The organism is Pseudomonas plecoglossicida NBRC 103162 = DSM 15088 (assembly GCF_000730665.1).
Lineage (GTDB): Bacteria > Pseudomonadota > Gammaproteobacteria > Pseudomonadales > Pseudomonadaceae > Aquipseudomonas > Aquipseudomonas plecoglossicida.
This window is the reverse complement of the sequence record NZ_BBIV01000018.1, coordinates 127,935-143,502: the sequence shown is the minus strand read 5'-3', so window position 1 is coordinate 143,502 and position 15,568 is coordinate 127,935. Positions and strand designations below refer to the sequence as shown.

The following is a 15,568-nucleotide window of genomic DNA, read 5'->3' as shown; positions in this document are numbered from 1 at the left end:
GGCGCTCGATCTCATGGGCGCAAACCATCTCCTGTCGGGCACCCGAAAAATCAGTTTTAACCTCTTTCTTGTAGGACATTTCCCAAAGATACTCTGACCGCCTTTTTCTCGTTGCGGTCGCTTGGGCTCCCCTCTAGTCTCGGCCTGTCGTTGCATATCGACGACATGGCTTTGACAGGCCGCTTCGGGGTGATCGCATGGCTTAGCCTTCAATGGCGGCTGTGCGTAGGGCACGCTCGCGTGCGCCGGTTACTGATCAACTCCGCCGGTCTGTCAACCTACGTACAGCTGCCACCCACCTGTTTGACAGCAGGTTCGTGGCGGCTCCATCAAGGAGTTGATTCATGCTGAAAATTGTCCCCGATCCACCGCACAACCATTCCCTCGAAGACACTCTCATCCAGGCCACGGACTATGCGCTGTGCGCGCACGCTGTGATCCATCAGGCACTGCTGCTGCAGCCTAAATCTCCTGCTTCGATTCTGATGATGGCGTCGATGCATGAAATGGAGGCTTTGCGAGTGATGCTTGAGTCGATGTTGATTCAGGTGCAGATGCCGGCTGAGCCTGGGACTTTGCACTAGGCCGTTAGTGATGTGTTGCCTGTTCTGGCCTTTCGCGGATAAATCCGCTCCTACAAAGGCCGCGCGATCCTTGTAGGAGCGGATTTATCCGCGAAAGGCTAGAACAGGCACTAAAAATTCAGGGGGATTGAACAATGACTACAGACGACACCCATTTCACTGTCGGCAAAACCACCTTCTTCCAGGGCGATAACCAGACCCACCCCCTGTTCCGCATCGAGCCCGGCATCCCTTGCCAGAATGCCCGGGAGCAGGCCTCGGAACTGATGGGCTATGTGCGAGAACTGACCATCATCGGCCTGATGGACGAGAAACCCATGATGATCTGGGCCGCGCACTACCTGAGCGCCATGGTCAAGGCACTGATGGATGATGCCGAGCTGGGCATGATGCATTGAGTCATCTGTTGCCTTCACTGGCCTCATCGCTGGCAAGCCAGCTCCTACACCGATCGCGTGGGCGCTGGAGATCCCTGTGGGAGCCGGCTTGCCGGCGATGGGGCCGGCACAGGCTCAGGCAGACTCGACTTGCTCGCGTGGCGTATCGAACGCCACAAACAGCTGATCCGCCGTAATCGTCCCCAGGTCCAGCCGCATGTTCTGCTCCAGCATCGCAAACAGCCGGGTAAACACCTCATACACCTTGCAGTGATCCTCCAGTCCGGCAAACGGGTTGTCGATCTTCTCGGCGATCAGCGAGCTTTCCTGCACCGCGTCATACACCTCGCGCAGGGTGATCTCCTGCGGCGCACGGGCCAGCGTCACGCCGCCCTGGGCGCCGCGAAACGAGGTCAGGATATTGGCCTTGACCATCTGCGACACCAGCCCGCGCACGCGGGTAGGGTGCACCTTCACCCATTTGGCGATGGTCTCGGTGCGCAGCTTCTGCGGCGCATTGGCCGCCACGAACGAGAGAATGTACGAAGCAGTGATGAGTCGGGTCGACTGGCTCATGGAGGTAATGGCTCCCTGCGAAAACGCAAATGCTACACCCTGGAAAAGCCCGTCATCGGGCCCTGGAAAAGCGCTTGTCCTGCCGCTAATGTATTTGTTACGGTAACAATTACAAATTATAAACAGCTTCTACGCAATCCGCTTTGACCGAACAACAATTCCTTGCGGTTCAACAGGGGCAAATGCCATGAGCGATAACAACAAGAGTCCTCTCGTCATTCCCGAAGGCGGCCTGCCGCGCCGGGATTTCCTGAAATACAGCGCTGCTGCCGCAGCCATCGCCGGGGCGTTTTCCCTCGGCCTGCCGCTGGGCGGCTACGCCGCCGAAGCCACGCCGAAGCCGGGCGGCACCCTGCGCCTGGGCCTGGCCGGGGGTAGCACCACCGACTCCAAGGACCCGGGCTCGTGGGTCGACACCTTCACCTTCATCGGTTTTTCGGCGGTGTACAACACCCTCACCGAAATCTCCGTGGAAGGCACTGCCATCCCTGAGCTGGCCGAGCGCTGGGAATCGAGCCCGGACGCCAAGGTCTGGACCTTCACCCTGCGCCAGGGCGTGACTTTCCACAACGGCAAATCCCTGACCGCCGACGACGTGGTCGCCTCGATCCAGCACCACCTGGGCGAGAAATCCACCTCCGCCGCCAAGACCGTGCTGGGCGATGTCGCCAAGGTCTCCGCCAGCGCCCCCGACACCGTGGTGTTCGAGCTGCACTCGGGCAACGCCGACTTCGCCTACGTGGTCGCCGACTACCACCTGGTGATCATGCCCGCCAAGGACGGCCTGGCCGACTGGCAGGCCGGTGTCGGCACCGGCGGCTACCGCATCAAGGGTTTCGAGCCCGGTGTGCGCATGGACCTGGAGCGCAGCCCGGACTACTGGAAACCGGGCAGGGCGCATTTCGCCAGCGCCGAGCTGATCGCCATCGCCGACGGCGCCGCGCGGGTCAACGCGCTGGTGACCGGCAAGGTCGACGTGATCAACAAGGTCGACCTCAAGACCGTGGCCCTGCTCAAGCGCAACCCGAAGCTGGTGATCGAGGAAACCAAGGGCGCCCAGCACTACACCTTCCCGATGCTCTGCGACAGCCAGCAGTTCCGCGACAACAACGTGCGCATGGCCCTCAAGCATGCGATCAACCGCGAAACCCTGCTGGCCTCGGTGCTCTACGGCTATGGCCAGATCGGCAACGACCACCCGCTGCAGCCGGCCAACCGCTTCATCAACCCGGCGCTGGAACAACGCGCCTACGATCCGGACAAGGCGCGCTTCTTCCTGCGCCAGGCCGGCATGGACAGCCTCAAGGTGCGCCTGCAGGCCTCCGATGCCGCCTACAGCGGTGCGGTGGATGCTTCGGTGCTGTTCAAGGAGCAGGCGCGCCAGGCCGGGATCGACATCGACGTGGTGCGCGAGCCAGCCGATGGCTTCTTCTCCAACGTCTGGATGAAACAACCCTTCACCACCTCGTTCTGGTACTCCAGCCTCACCGCCGACCGCATGTTCAGCATCGGCTACGCCAAGGGCGCGGCCTGGAACGAGACGCACTGGGACAACCCGCGCTTCAACCAGCTGCTCAACGCCGCCCGCGGCGAGATGAACGAGCCGCTGCGCCGCGAGATGTACAACGAAATGCAGGCGCTGTGCCGCGATGACGGCGGGGCGATCGTGCCGCTGTTCGCCAGCTCCGTCGCCGCCCGCTCCAGCCGCGTGGCCCATGGCCCGCTCACCGCGCCCTATGGCGAGCTCGATGGCCTGCGAGTGATCGAGCGCTGGTGGCAGGCCTGAACCGGTCGCGTTTCGCAGGGCTGAACTTCGCATCCAGTCGAGGAGTTGTACGGTGAACAATCTTGGCAAACTGCTTGTGCAGCGGCTGGCCCTGGGCCTGTTGTCGCTGTTTGCGGTCTCGGTGGTGATCTTCCTGGCCGTGGGCATGCTGCCGGGCGACATCGCCCAGGCCATGCTCGGCCAGTCGGCCACCCCGGAAACCGTGGCGGCGTTCCGGGCCCAGCTGGGGCTGGACCTGTCGCCACTGCAGCGTTTCATCCAGTGGGCGTGGCGCCTGCTGCACGGTGACCTTGGCCTGTCCCTGGCCAACCAGCGGCCGATTGCCGAACTGGTCGGCAATCGGCTGGGCAACACCTTCAGCCTGGCCCTGCTGGCGGCGCTGTTCTCGGTGCCGACCGCATTGCTGCTGGGCATGCTCGCAGCGTTGTACCGCAACAGCTGGTTCGACCGGCTGCTGAACACCGGCGCGCTGAGCGCGGTGTCGTTCCCCGAGTTCTTCGTCGCCTACGTCCTGATCCTGGTGTTCGCGGTGAAACTCGAATGGCTGCCGGGCATTTCCAGCCTGTCGGCGGATGCGTCGCTGGGCGAGGTACTGGAAGTCTCGGTGCTGCCGGTGGCGACCCTGAGCCTGGTGGTGATCGCGCAGATGATGCGCATGACCCGCGCCTCGCTGATCAACCTGCTGGCCAGCCCCTACATCGAGATGGCCCGGCTCAAGGGCATGTCACCGGCACGGATCATCTTCAAGCACGCCTTGCCCAATGCCCTGGCGCCGATCGTCAACGTGGTGGCGCTGAACCTCGCGTACCTGGTGGTGGGCGTGGTGGTGGTGGAGGTGGTGTTCGTCTATCCGGGCCTGGGCCAGTTGCTGGTGGACTCGGTGGCCAAGCGCGACATCCCGGTGGTGCAGGCCTGCAGCCTGATCTTCGCCGGCACCTACATCCTGCTCAATACCGGCGCCGACGTGCTGTCGATCGCCAGCAACCCACGCCTGATGCATCCGAAGGGGTAGACCATGAAGCTGATCACACCTCTGCTGCGCGCGCCCTTGAGCGCCAAGTTCGGCTTGCTGGTGATTGTTGCCTACATCGTGGTGGCGCTGTTCGCACCGCTGCTGGCGCCCTACGGCGAAACCCAGGTGGTGGGCGAGGGCTTCGCGCCGTGGAGCCCGGAGTTCCTGCTGGGCACCGACAACCTTGGCCGCGACATGTTCAGCCGCCTGCTGTATGGCGCCCGCAACACCCTGGGCATCGCCTTCCTGACCACCAGCCTTGCGTTCCTGCTGGGCGGCCTGTGCGGGCTGGTGGCGGCGATCAAGAGCGGCTGGATCGACCAGGGCCTGTCGCGGGTGGTGGACCTGCTGATGGCCATTCCGCAGCTGATCTTCGCCCTGCTGATTCTCAGCGTGGTCGGCACCACGGCCACCTCGCTGGTGCTGGTGATCGCGCTGCTCGACGCCACGCGGGTGTTTCGCCTGTCGCGGGCGGTGGCGATGAACGTGGTGGTGCAGGACTTCGTCGAGGCCGCGCGGTTGCGTGGGGAAGGGCTGTGGTGGCTGGTCAGTCGCGAAGTGCTGCCCAATGCCGCGGCGCCGCTGATCGCCGAATTCGGCCTGCGCTTCTGCTTCGTCTTCCTGTTCATCAGCGCCTTGTCGTTCCTCGGCCTCGGCATCCAACCGCCGACGGCCGACTGGGGCAGCATGGTGCGCGACAACGCGGTATTGATCACCTTCGGTGACATGAGCCCGCTGCTTCCGGCCCTGGCGGTGGCGTTGATCACGGTGAGCGTGAACTTCGTCGTCGACTGGGTGCTGCACCTGTCCAGTGGCCTGAAGGAGTGCTGAGCATGAGCCATGAAACCCTGCTGGAAATCCGCGACCTGCGCATCGAAGGCCACCATGAGAACGCCTGGCACCCGCTGATCAAGGGCATCGACCTGACCCTCAGGCGCGGCGAAGTGCTGGGGCTGATCGGCGAGTCCGGGGCTGGCAAGTCGACCTTGGGCCTGGCCGCCATGGGCTATGTGCGCGACGGTTGCCGCATCACCGGTGGCAGTGTGTGCTTCGACGGCATCCAGCTGCTCGAAGCCAGCGCCCAGACCTTGCGCAAGCTGCGTGGCCTGCGCATCGCCTACGTCGCGCAGAGCGCGGCGGCCTCGTTCAACCCGGCGCATCGTTTGATCGATCAGCACGTGGAGACGGCGGTGACCAATGGCGGCATCGACCGCGCCAAGGCCGAAGCCGAGGCCGTGGAGCTGTACCGCATCCTGCGCCTGCCGGACCCCGAGCACATCGGCCAGCGCTACCCGCACCAGCTGTCCGGTGGCCAGCTGCAGCGGGTGATGACCGCCATGGCCATGGCTTGCCACCCGGACCTGATCATCTTCGACGAACCGACCACGGCGCTGGACGTCACCACCCAGATCGAGGTGCTGGCGGCGATTCGCGATGCGGTGAAGACCTTCGGCAGCGCTGCGCTGTACATCAGCCATGACCTGGCGGTGGTGGCGCAGATGGCCGACCGCATCATGGTGCTGCGCCACGGCAGCCTGGTGGAGGAGGCGCAGACCCGCACCATGCTCAGCGCGCCGCAGCAGCAATACACCCAGTCGCTGTGGGCGGTGCGCAATTTCCATACCTCGCCCAAGGCCTGCCCGGGCCATGAAAAGCCGTTGCTGGAAGTGCGCAAGGCCGATGCCTGCTATGGCCATCAGCCGGTGCTGCACGATGTTTCGCTGAAGCTGTATCGCGGCCAGACCCTGGCGGTGATCGGCGAGTCGGGCAGTGGCAAGAGCACCACGGCACGGTTGATCAGCGGCCTGCTGCAGCCGACTTCGGGCCAGGTGCTGTATGGCGGCGAAGCGTTGCCCGCGGACTATCGCCAGCGCAGCAAGGAGCAGCTGCGGCGCATCCAGATGATCTACCAGATCCCCGACACGGCGCTCAACCCACGCCAGCGCATCGTCGACATCATCGGCCGCCCGCTGAGCTTCTACCTGGGCCTGAAAGGCAAGGCCCTGCGCGAGCGCGTCGCCGAGCTGCTGCGGATGATCGACCTGGAGCCGGCCAAGTACATGGACCGCGTCCCACGCGAGCTGTCTGGCGGGCAGAAGCAGCGGATCTGCATCGCCCGTGCTCTGGCCGCCGAGCCACAACTGATCATCTGCGACGAGGTGACCTCGGCGCTCGACCAACTGGTGGCCGAGGGCGTGCTGAAACTGCTCGACCGTATTCAGCGTGAGCTGAACGTGGCCTACCTGTTCATCACCCACGATGTGGCCACCGTGCGCGCCATCGCCGACGAGGTGCTGGTGATGCAGCGCGGGCGGGTGGTCGACCATGGCAGCCGCGAGGCGATCTTCCAGCCGCCGTACCGCGACTACACCGGCTTGCTGTTCTCCTGCGAGCCGGAGATGGACCCGGACTGGCTCGACCGCCTGCTGGCGGCGCGCAACTCCAATTCCCCTTTGGCAACTGTTTGAGGATTGCCCATGAAAGTCTTGATCGTTCACGCCCATCCCGAGCCCCAGTCCTTTACCGCCGCGCTGCGTGACCAGGCGGCGGACACTTTCCGTGCCCAGGGCCATGAGGTACAGGTGAGCGACCTGTACGCCATGGGCTGGAACCCCGTGGCCAGTGTCGATGACTTCAGCCACCGGGAGAACCCGGAGTACCTGGTGTACGCACTGGAGCAACGGCTGGGGGTGAAGAGCGGGTCCATCGCCCCGGATATCCAGCAGGAGCTGGACAAGCTGCTGTGGGCCGACCTGCTGGTGCTGAACTTCCCGATCTTCTGGTTCTCGGCGCCGGCGATGCTCAAGGGCTGGATCGACCGAGTGCTGGTGTCGGGGGTGTGCTACGGCGGCAAGCGCTTCTACGACCAGGGCGGCCTGGCCGGCAAGCGCGCGCTGGTGACCGTGACCATCGGCGGGCGTGAGCACATGTTCGGCGAAGGCGCGATCCATGGGCCGCTGGAGGACATGCTGCGGCCGATTCTGCGCGGGACCTTGGCCTATGTCGGGTTCGAGGTGCTGGAGCCGTTCGTGGCGTGGCATGTGCCGTATATCAGTGACGAGGCGCGCAAGGGCTTCTTGCGCAGTTATCAGCAGCGACTGGAGCAGTTGTCGGATGATTTGCCGATGAGTTTCCCGCGGCTGGACCAGTTCGACGAGGCGCTGTACCCGCTGACGAGATAGAACCGCTGATCGCCTGGGTGCATGTGCCGATTTTTTGGCTTGCGCCAAAGGCGGACAACCATGGCCTTACAGACTGTGGCACGTTGCAACAAATGTAGGAGCGGCTTTAGCCGCGATGCGCCGCGCGGGCGGCGCTCGGTCTCAGGGACGCTGAACATGTTGTGGCGAACCCACTCATGCCTCACCGCCAAACTTGAAAGGGATGTGCTCTTCATCTCCCAAGGATCCGGATAATTTCAGGCGAAGGTCGCATCACGGCCGCCAGGTGTCCGTTGCACGTTGATCGGCGCCTGTTGGACCGAGCGCCGCCCGCGCGGCGCATCGCGGCTAAAGCCGCTCCTACATTTGTTGCAACGTGCCTATGTCTGTCAGGCCATGGTTGCCAGCCTTGTTGGCACGACGCAATTGCTTGGCGGCGCCAAGGCCCAGAACCAAGAAATACCGGGACGTCCAACACACCCATTCGGGGTATGGTCCCAAGCGTTCAATCCCTCGATAGTGACTTCATCCTGATCACGCGATGGAGTTGCTATGCGCAAGGCATTGAAGGTGATTTCCAGTCTGTTGCTGTCCTGTACCGCCACTGCCGTCCTGGCCACCGAGGCAGACAACAGCAACACGCTCAGGCTGTACAACTGGACCGACTACATCGGCGAAAACACCCTCGCCGATTTCGAAAAGCAGACCGGCATCAAGGTGATCTACGACACCTTCGACGGCTACGAAACGGTCCAGACCAAACTCCTCACCGGCCGCTCCGGCTACGACCTGGTGATGCTCAACGCTTCCTTGGTGCCGCCGCTGATCAAGGCCAAGGTGTTCCAGCCCCTCGACCGCTCCAAGCTGCCCAGCTGGGCCAACCTCGACCCGCAAGTGGTGCAGCACATGCAGGCCTTCGACCCCGGCATGGTCTACTCGGCGCCGTACACCTGGGGCAGCTCCGGCATCACCTACAACGTCGACAAGATCAAGCAGCGCATGCCCGACGCGCCCATCGGATCCTTGGCCATGCTGTTCGACCCGAAGATCGTATCGCGCTTCGCCGACTGCGGCGTGACGGTGATGGACGCGCCCAGCGAGGTCATCCCGCTGGCCCTCAAATACCTCGGCAAGGACCCGCAAAGCGCCAAGCCGGCCGACCTCAAGGCGGCCCAGGACGTGCTCATGGGCATCCGCCCCTACATCAAGAAATTCGACTCGGTGAACTACCTCACCAGCCTGCCCAACGGTGATGTGTGCATGGCCCTGACCTGGTCCGGCGACTACGCCACCGCCCAGGCCCGCGCCGTGGAGGCGAAGAAGGACATCAACCTGGCGTTCTTCATTCCCAAGGAAGGCTCGCTGATCTGGTTCGACAGCCTCTACCTGCCCAATGACGCCCCCCACGTGGCCAACGCCCACCGCTTCATCGAGTACCTGCTGCAGCCCAAGACCATGGCCGATGTGACCAACTACATCCATTACGCCAACAGCAACGCCGCCGCCACGCCCCTGGTGCAGGCCGACATTCGCAACGACCCGGCGATCTACCCCGACGACCAGACTCGTGAGCGCCTGTTCACCCAGAAATCCCAGGACCCGCAGGCCATGCGCGCCATCACCCGGGTCTGGAGCACGGTCAAGACCGGCATCTGACACCTATCACCGTACCGATCCGACAAGGAAATGCTCATGGCTACCCCGACTCGCCAATTGGCCGCCGCTCCCCTCAACGACCTGCTGGTCGCGGCCGACAAGGCCCACTACATGCACGGCTACCACATGTTCGACGAGCACGCCGAGCAGGGCGCGCTGAACATCGAAGCCGGCGCAGGCGCCTACATCCACGACACCGAAGGCAACCGTTTCCTCGATGCTGTCGGCGGCATGTGGTGCACCAACATCGGCCTGGGCCGTGAAGAAATGGCCCTGGCCATCGCCGACCAGGTCCGCCAGCTGGCCTATTCCAACCCGTTCTCGGACATGGCCAACCCCAAGGCCATCGAGCTCTGCGAAAAGCTCGCAAGCCTGGCGCCGGGCGACCTGAACCACGTGTTCCTGACCACCGGCGGCTCCACTGCAGTGGACACCGCCTACCGGCTGATCCAGTACTACCAGAACTGCCGCGGCAAGCCGCACAAGAAGCACGTGATCGCCCGCTACAACGCCTACCACGGCTCCACCTGCCTGACCATGTCGATCGGCAACAAGGCCGCCGACCGGGTGCCGGAGTTCGACTACGCCCACGACCTGATCCACCACGTCTCCAATCCCAACTTCTACCGGGCCGGGGACGACATGGACGAGGCCGAGTTCCTCGATTTCCTGGTGGCCGAGTTCGAGGACAAGATCCTCTCCCTGGGCGCGGACAACGTCGCCGCGTTCTTCGCCGAGCCGATCATGGGCTCGGGCGGGGTGATCATTCCGCCCAAGGGCTATTTCCAGCGCATGTGGCAGGTGTGCCAGACCTACGACATCCTCTTCGTCGCCGACGAGGTGGTGACCTCGTTCGGCCGGCTGGGCACCTTCTTCGCCTCCGAAGCGCTGTTCGGCGTCGTCCCGGACATCATCACCACCGCCAAGGGCCTGACCTCGGCCTACCTGCCGCTGGGCGCCTGCATCTTCAGCGAGGGCATCTGGAAGGTCATCGCCGAGCCGGGCAAGGGCCGCTGCTTCACCCACGGCTTCACCTACAGCGGGCACCCGGTGTGCTGCGTGGCGGCGTTGAAGAACATCGAGATCATCGAGCGGGAAAACCTGCTGGCGCATGTGAACGATGTCGGCAGCTACCTGGAGCAACGCCTGCAGACGCTGGCGGACTTGCCGCTGGTGGGCGAGGTGCGCTGCATGAAGCTGATGGCCTGCGTCGAGTTCGTCGCCAACAAGCAGACCAAGGCGCTGTTTCCGGATGCGGTGAACATCGGCGAGCGCATCCACGTGCGGGCCCAGGCCAAGGGGCTGCTGGTGCGGCCGATCATGCACCTGAACGTGATGTCGCCGCCGCTGATCATCACCCATGCCCAGGTCGACCAGATCGTCGACACCCTGCGCAGCTGCATCCTTGACGCTGCACGGGAGCTGACCGCGCAGGGCCTGTACCACGGCCAATGACCTACCTGCACGCACAGGTGCGCGCGCATGCCCCGCCCGGTAGACTGCGGGGCATGAGCCGAGCACACGAAAACACCCCGATAAGCCTGCCGTTTCATGCCCTGCAGCAATGGCACAGCGCCCTGCAACAGGCCTTCGCCCACAGCGAAGGCCCGCAGGCGCTGACCTGGCTGGCGGCGGCCATCAGCCAGCTGGTGGGCGCCGAGTCGATGCTGATCAGCCTCGAACGCAAGGGCCAGCCCCCGCAGCTGCTGCATCAGCAGGGCATTCCGGACCGTTACCACGAGGCAGTGCTGGAGCGCTATTTCGCCGCCGGCTACCTGCTCGACCCGTTCTGCCTGGCCGTGGAGAAAGGCTTGGCGCAGGGCTTCTATCACCTCGAAGACATCGCCCCGGACAACTTCTTCGACAGCGACTACTACAAGACCTACTACCTGGGCACCGGTTGCAGCGAAGACAGCTATTTCATCGTCGACCTGGGCAACGACAGCAAGATTTCCCTGAGCCTGTTCCAGGGCTGCAGCGGGGCCCGGCTGGGGACCGCGCAACTGCACCTGTTGCAGGCGGTGGAGCCGATGGTGCGCGAACTGCTGATGCGCTTTGCCCGGCACGGTCTGGCCCAGCAGCCGGAAGGCAAGGGCAACGTGCAGGCGGCATTCGACAGCTTCGGTTGCGGCGTGCTGACCGAGCGCGAGCGGGAGGTGGCGCAGATGGTGCTGCAGGGCCATTCGGTGAAGTCCACGGCCCATGAGCTGGGGATCTCGCCGGAGACGGTGCGGATGCACCGCAAGAACCTCTACCTGAAGCTGGCGATCAACTCGCAGTCGGAGTTGTTCGCGCAGTTCATAGGGTGGTTGCGGCGCAGCTGAACGCAGCCCTCATGCCTTGGATGCCGCGGCCTCGCCTTGCTCGACCGGTGCTGCCAGTGCCTTGTTGGCCACCCCGAACGGCACATGCACCATCGGCAGGTTCCCTGCAGCGGACATCAGGTGACTGCGCTGGTCGTCGAAGAACATGTGCGGCTTGAGGATCGACAGCACCCGGTCCTTTTCCATCCCGCCCAGGAAAAACGACTCATCCGGCGAGACGCCCCAGTTCTTCAGGGTCGTCACCACCCGCTCATGGGACGGCGCGTTGCGGGCGGTGACGATGGCGATGCGCAGGATACGTTTGTAGCCCGGGTCCTGCGCCAGCTTGCGGTCTTCGAGCTGGCGGATCAGCGAGAGCTTGCGGTACAGGTCCGCCAACGGCCCTGGCTGGTGGGGAATGGCCTTGCGCGCCTGCTCATGGGCCTGGAATTCGGTCAGGTCGAGCCGCTGCTTGTACACGCTTTCCGCCTCGTCATCGGCAATCACGCCATCGAAGTCGAAGGCCACGCGCAGCTCCGTGTCGATCTCGTCGTCGTAGATCCGCGTCGGCAGCACCAGCCCGGCCGGGTAGTTGGCATCGATGGCGCGCTGCACGTCGCCCTCATGAGCACTGAGGAACAGCGACGCGTTGAACGCAGGGATGTACTCGTAGGGCGAGCGGCCGGACATGAAGGCCGCACGGGTAATGTCCAGGCCGTAGTGATCGATCGAGCGGAACACCCGCAAGCCGGTTTCCGGCGAATTGCGCGAGAGCAGCACCACTTCCACCGGCAACTGCTCGGGGAAGGCCTTGTTGATGCTCAGAAACCTGCGGATGAAGGGAAAGGCGACGCCCTTGGGGAACGGCTCGTCGAGGTGCTTCTCGTGGTGCTGTCGGTAGGCCTCGACGCCTTCGCACTGATAGATGGCATCGGAGTCGGTCAGGTCGAACAGGGCGCTGGAGGCCACGCCGACCACGAGTTTCTGTTCGATGGGGTAGGGCATGGAAGGTTTCCCTGGAGGTTTGCGTGGATAGGTAAACAGGCCTTTTGACCTGAAGCAAGCTCCCCGCGCATTTCGCCACTATGCTGAAGCCTTCAACTCAAGCTCACTCAGGTAAACAAGGAGGCATTCATGAAAGCTGCAGTTGTTGCCAAAGGGCGTCGCGTCGAAGTGGTGGAAAAGACCCTGCGGCCGCTGGCGCACGGTGAAGCGTTGCTGAAGATGCAGTGCTGCGGCGTCTGCCACACGGACTTGCATGTGAAAAACGGCGATTTCGGCGACAAGACCGGCGTGGTCCTGGGCCATGAAGGCATTGGTGTGGTGGTCGAGGTCGGGCCGGGGGTGACCTCGCTCAAGCCGGGCGATCGGGCCAGCGTGGCCTGGTTCTACCAGGGCTGCGGGCACTGCGAGTACTGCAACAGCGGCAACGAGACGCTGTGCCGCGAGGTGAAGAACTCCGGTTACACCGTCGACGGCGGCATGGCCGAATCCTGCATCGTGGTGGCGGATTACGCGGTGAAAGTGCCGGACGGCCTTGATTCCGCCGCCGCCAGTAGCATTACCTGTGCCGGGGTGACCACGTACAAGGCCGTGAAGTCGTCCAACATCCGCCCGGGGCAGTGGATTGCCATCTATGGTCTGGGTGGCCTGGGCAACCTGGCCCTGCAATACGCGAAGAACGTCTTCAATGCCCGGGTCATCGCCATTGATGTGAATGATGAGCAACTGACGTTCGCCCGCGAGATGGGCGCTGATCTGGTGCTCAACCCGCGCAGCGATGATGTGGCCAAGATCATTCAGGAAAAGACCGGCGGTGCACATGCAGCCGTGGTCACGGCGGTGTCGAAAAGCGCCTTCAACTCGGCGGTGGATGCGCTGCGTGCCGGTGGGCGGCTGGTGGCCGTCGGGCTGCCGTCAGAAGCCATGAGCCTGGACATCCCACGGTTGGTGCTCGATGGCATCGAAGTGGTGGGGTCGCTGGTGGGTACCCGTCAGGACCTGCTCGAAGCCTTCGAATTCGCCGCGCAAGGCAAGGTGGTGCCGAAGGTGACCCTGCGTCCGATCGAGGACATCAATGACATCTTCGAAGAGATGCTCGAAGGCAAGATCAAAGGCCGCATGGTGATCGACTTCGAGGGCTGAACAGCCCTCTCAATCTTGCACAATGCCGTTGCTTCGTCAGGCAGGCCATGGCTTTGTGATTGCGCAGATTCAGCCAGCGCGTCCATGGGCAACAAGGCGCTGGCAACCAGCAGGGGCGTGGTGCGCAACAGCATGGCAACTTCCAGGTTCAAGGGGCGCGATAGCGCAGGATGCGCGCGCCGTCGAAGGGGTCGGTGAGGTAGTGGGCGTGTACGCCGAATGTGCTCAGCAGGCGCTCGGGGGTGAGCACGTCCAATGGCTTGCCGAGGGCGACCAGGCGGCCGTGGTCGAGCACCGCCACGCGGTCGCAGGTCAGCGCCTGGTTGAGGTCGTGCAGGGCCACCAAGGTGGTCACCGGCAACGCCTGGACCTGACGCAGCAGGCTGAGTTGGTGCTGGATGTCCAGGTGATTGGTCGGCTCGTCGAGCAGCAGCAGCTGCGGTCGCTGGGCCAGGGCCCGGGCGATGTGCACGCGCTGGCGCTCGCCACCGGACAGCGCGCCCCACAAGCGGGTGCGCAGGTGGCTGGCATCGACGTCGGCCAGTGCCTGCTCGACGATGGCGCGGTCCTCGCTGGAGAACGGCGCCAGCGCCGACAGCCACGGCGTGCGCCCCAGCGCCACGGCGTCGAACACGCGAATGGCGTCGAGGGTGTCGGCCTGTTGCTCGACCAGCGCCAAGGCCTGGGCGATACGCCGCCGGGGCAGACGCGCGATGGGCTCGCCGAGCAGCTGGACGCTGCCGCTGTGCGGCGTGCGCAACCCGGCCAGGAGCTTGAGCAAGGACGATTTGCCCGAGCCGTTGGGGCCGACGATGCCGAGGGTTTCACCCGGCACCACGCTCAGGTCGATATCGCACAGCACCCGGTTGCCCGCCAATTGCAAGCTCAGCCCTTGGCAGGCCAAGAGGGCAGCGTGCGGCCCTGTCATGGCCGTCATGGGCGCCCCCTGTGGCTGACCAGAATCAGGGCGAATACTGGTGCGCCTATCAGTGCGGTGACCACCCCCACCGGAATCACCTGGCCAGCAATCAAGGTGCGCGATAGCACATCGGCAGCAATCAGGAACAGCGCGCCACCCAGTGCACTGGCCGGCAGCAGGCGGTTGTGGCCGGGGCCGAGCAGCAGGCGCAAGGCATGCGGGATCACCAGCCCGACGAAGCCGATGGCGCCGACGATGGACACCATCACCGCCGTCACCAATGCTGCGCAGCCGATCAGCAGCCACTGCGTGCTGCGCACGGCCACGCCCAGCGAGGCGGCCGAGTCGGCGCCGAAGGTGAAGGCGTCCAGGGCGCGGCGCTGCCACAGGCAGACCAGCAAGCCCACAACTGCTGCCGGCAGCGCCAGCCATACCGAAGGCCAGCGCACGCCGCTGAGGTTGCCCAGCAGCCAGAACAGGATGCCGCGTGCCTGTTCGGCGGTGGCCGATTGGGTAATCAGGAACGCCGTGAGGGCGTTGAACAGCTGCGATCCGGCGATACCGGCGAGGATCACCGAGGTGTTCTGGCTGCCGGGGTTGGCCGCGCGGGCCAGGACCAGCACAAGGGCGAAGGACAACACGGCGCCGATGAAGGCACCGGCCGACAGGCTCAGGACTGCACCACCGAAGCCCAGCAGACCTACCAGCACCGCACCCGTCGAGGCACCTGCCGACAAGCCCAGCAGGTACGGCTCGGCCAGTGGGTTGCGCAGCAGCGCCTGGAGAATCACCCCGCACGTCGCCAGCCCGGCGCCGCAGGCGGCGGCGACGAGGGTGCGGGGCAGGCGGTAGTTCCAGATGATGCCGGCATCGATCGGGTCGACCGGGTAGCCAGCGTGCCACAGCTGGTTGGCCAGTACCTGGCCGACCAGCCGCGGCGACAGTTGGGCTTCGCCAATGGCGGTGCCGGCCAGCACGGCTGCCACCAGGATCACCAGGGCCAGGCTGGCGAGCAGGAGGGTGAAATGCCGGCTCACAGGTACTTGAGC

The 15,568-nt window shown here is 64.4% G+C and carries 15 protein-coding genes; 11 read left to right on the top strand and 4 right to left on the bottom strand.

What is annotated here, in order from left to right; translation table 11 throughout:
- Positions 1–344 precede the first annotated feature (344 nt).
- Both PPL01S_RS13110 and PPL01S_RS13105 read left to right on the top strand, forming a co-directional pair.
- On the top strand, positions 345–584 hold the full coding sequence (locus PPL01S_RS13110; protein WP_016391150.1) for a hypothetical protein: 240 nt from the start codon (positions 345–347) through the stop codon (positions 582–584).
- 134 nt (positions 585–718) lie between these two features.
- Entirely contained in the window at positions 719–982 is a 264-nt protein-coding gene (locus PPL01S_RS13105; protein WP_016391151.1) for a DUF3077 domain-containing protein, read from the top strand.
- 114 nt (positions 983–1,096) lie between these two features.
- Here PPL01S_RS13105 and PPL01S_RS13100 read toward each other — a convergent pair whose 3' ends face one another.
- Positions 1,097–1,537: an RrF2 family transcriptional regulator gene (locus PPL01S_RS13100; protein ID WP_008090445.1), complete on the bottom strand. Its 441-nt coding sequence runs from the start codon at positions 1,535–1,537 to the stop codon at positions 1,097–1,099.
- A gap of 187 nt (positions 1,538–1,724) precedes the next feature.
- On the opposite strand from PPL01S_RS13100, the gene PPL01S_RS13095 reads away from it, so the two are divergent.
- The 8 genes from PPL01S_RS13095 to PPL01S_RS13060 all read left to right on the top strand — a co-directional run bounded on the left by PPL01S_RS13095 (position 1,725) and on the right by PPL01S_RS13060 (position 11,476).
- Entirely contained in the window at positions 1,725–3,323 is a 1,599-nt protein-coding gene (locus PPL01S_RS13095) for an ABC transporter substrate-binding protein (RefSeq protein ID WP_028625615.1), read from the top strand.
- Between the two features lie 52 nt (positions 3,324–3,375).
- Positions 3,376–4,335 (top strand): ABC transporter permease, encoded by a 960-nt coding sequence (locus tag PPL01S_RS25120; protein ID WP_028625614.1) that lies wholly within the window; start codon positions 3,376–3,378, stop codon positions 4,333–4,335.
- Between the two features lie 3 nt (positions 4,336–4,338).
- Positions 4,339–5,166 carry an ABC transporter permease gene (locus PPL01S_RS25115; RefSeq protein ID WP_028625613.1) on the top strand — a complete coding sequence of 276 codons (828 nt, stop codon included), beginning with the start codon at positions 4,339–4,341 and terminating at the stop codon, positions 5,164–5,166.
- A gap of 2 nt (positions 5,167–5,168) precedes the next feature.
- Positions 5,169–6,803 carry an ABC transporter ATP-binding protein gene (locus PPL01S_RS13080; protein ID WP_028625612.1) on the top strand — a complete coding sequence of 545 codons (1,635 nt, stop codon included), beginning with the start codon at positions 5,169–5,171 and terminating at the stop codon, positions 6,801–6,803.
- A 9-nt stretch (positions 6,804–6,812) separates the two neighbouring features.
- Entirely contained in the window at positions 6,813–7,517 is a 705-nt protein-coding gene (locus PPL01S_RS13075) for an NAD(P)H-dependent oxidoreductase (RefSeq protein WP_016391156.1), read from the top strand.
- Between the two features lie 531 nt (positions 7,518–8,048).
- Positions 8,049–9,152, top strand: a complete 1,104-nt coding sequence (locus PPL01S_RS13070; protein WP_016391157.1) for a polyamine ABC transporter substrate-binding protein — start codon at positions 8,049–8,051, stop codon at positions 9,150–9,152.
- 36 nt (positions 9,153–9,188) lie between these two features.
- The gene (locus PPL01S_RS13065; protein ID WP_028625611.1) at positions 9,189–10,607 is read left to right on the top strand and encodes an aminotransferase; all 1,419 of its coding nucleotides are present in this window, start codon (positions 9,189–9,191) and stop codon (positions 10,605–10,607) included.
- On the top strand, positions 10,604–11,476 hold the full coding sequence (locus PPL01S_RS13060; protein WP_016391159.1) for a helix-turn-helix transcriptional regulator: 873 nt from the start codon (positions 10,604–10,606) through the stop codon (positions 11,474–11,476). The genes PPL01S_RS13065 and PPL01S_RS13060 overlap by 4 nt, the downstream gene beginning before the upstream one ends.
- 9 nt (positions 11,477–11,485) lie before the next feature.
- On the opposite strand, the gene PPL01S_RS13055 is transcribed toward PPL01S_RS13060, so the two are convergent.
- A complete protein-coding gene (locus PPL01S_RS13055) occupies positions 11,486–12,460 on the bottom strand; it encodes a 5'-nucleotidase (RefSeq protein WP_016391160.1) in 975 nt (324 codons plus the stop codon).
- A 129-nt stretch (positions 12,461–12,589) separates the two neighbouring features.
- On the opposite strand from PPL01S_RS13055, the gene adhP reads away from it, so the two are divergent.
- Complete coding sequence (gene adhP / locus PPL01S_RS13050; RefSeq protein ID WP_016391161.1) at positions 12,590–13,600, top strand: alcohol dehydrogenase AdhP; 1,011 nt, start codon at positions 12,590–12,592, stop codon at positions 13,598–13,600.
- A gap of 148 nt (positions 13,601–13,748) precedes the next feature.
- Here adhP and PPL01S_RS13045 read toward each other — a convergent pair whose 3' ends face one another.
- Positions 13,749–14,537 (bottom strand): ABC transporter ATP-binding protein, encoded by a 789-nt coding sequence (locus tag PPL01S_RS13045; protein ID WP_028625609.1) that lies wholly within the window; start codon positions 14,535–14,537, stop codon positions 13,749–13,751.
- Positions 14,534–15,556, bottom strand: coding sequence for a FecCD family ABC transporter permease (locus tag PPL01S_RS13040; RefSeq protein WP_028625608.1), 1,023 nt, complete (start codon positions 15,554–15,556; stop codon positions 14,534–14,536). Before PPL01S_RS13040 ends, PPL01S_RS13045 begins: the two co-directional genes overlap by 4 nt.
- Positions 15,557–15,568 lie beyond the last annotated feature (12 nt).

What these genes read in the sequence shown, in the direction of transcription:
- PPL01S_RS13100 (WP_008090445.1), bottom strand. Translation starts at nt 1,537, where the DNA reads ATGAGCCAGTCGACCCGACTCATCACTGCTTCGTACATTCTCTCGTTC.
- PPL01S_RS13045 (WP_028625609.1), bottom strand. Translation starts at nt 14,537, where the DNA reads ATGACGGCCATGACAGGGCCGCACGCTGCCCTCTTGGCCTGCCAAGGG.
- PPL01S_RS13065 (WP_028625611.1), top strand. Translation starts at nt 9,189, where the DNA reads ATGGCTACCCCGACTCGCCAATTGGCCGCCGCTCCCCTCAACGACCTG.
- PPL01S_RS25115 (WP_028625613.1), top strand. Translation starts at nt 4,339, where the DNA reads ATGAAGCTGATCACACCTCTGCTGCGCGCGCCCTTGAGCGCCAAGTTC.
- PPL01S_RS13080 (WP_028625612.1), top strand. Translation starts at nt 5,169, where the DNA reads ATGAGCCATGAAACCCTGCTGGAAATCCGCGACCTGCGCATCGAAGGC.
- PPL01S_RS13075 (WP_016391156.1), top strand. Translation starts at nt 6,813, where the DNA reads ATGAAAGTCTTGATCGTTCACGCCCATCCCGAGCCCCAGTCCTTTACC.
- PPL01S_RS13060 (WP_016391159.1), top strand. Translation starts at nt 10,604, where the DNA reads ATGACCTACCTGCACGCACAGGTGCGCGCGCATGCCCCGCCCGGTAGA.
- adhP (WP_016391161.1), top strand. Translation starts at nt 12,590, where the DNA reads ATGAAAGCTGCAGTTGTTGCCAAAGGGCGTCGCGTCGAAGTGGTGGAA.
- PPL01S_RS13055 (WP_016391160.1), bottom strand. Translation starts at nt 12,460, where the DNA reads ATGCCCTACCCCATCGAACAGAAACTCGTGGTCGGCGTGGCCTCCAGC.
- PPL01S_RS13095 (WP_028625615.1), top strand. Translation starts at nt 1,725, where the DNA reads ATGAGCGATAACAACAAGAGTCCTCTCGTCATTCCCGAAGGCGGCCTG.
- PPL01S_RS13105 (WP_016391151.1), top strand. Translation starts at nt 719, where the DNA reads ATGACTACAGACGACACCCATTTCACTGTCGGCAAAACCACCTTCTTC.
- PPL01S_RS13070 (WP_016391157.1), top strand. Translation starts at nt 8,049, where the DNA reads ATGCGCAAGGCATTGAAGGTGATTTCCAGTCTGTTGCTGTCCTGTACC.
- PPL01S_RS13110 (WP_016391150.1), top strand. Translation starts at nt 345, where the DNA reads ATGCTGAAAATTGTCCCCGATCCACCGCACAACCATTCCCTCGAAGAC.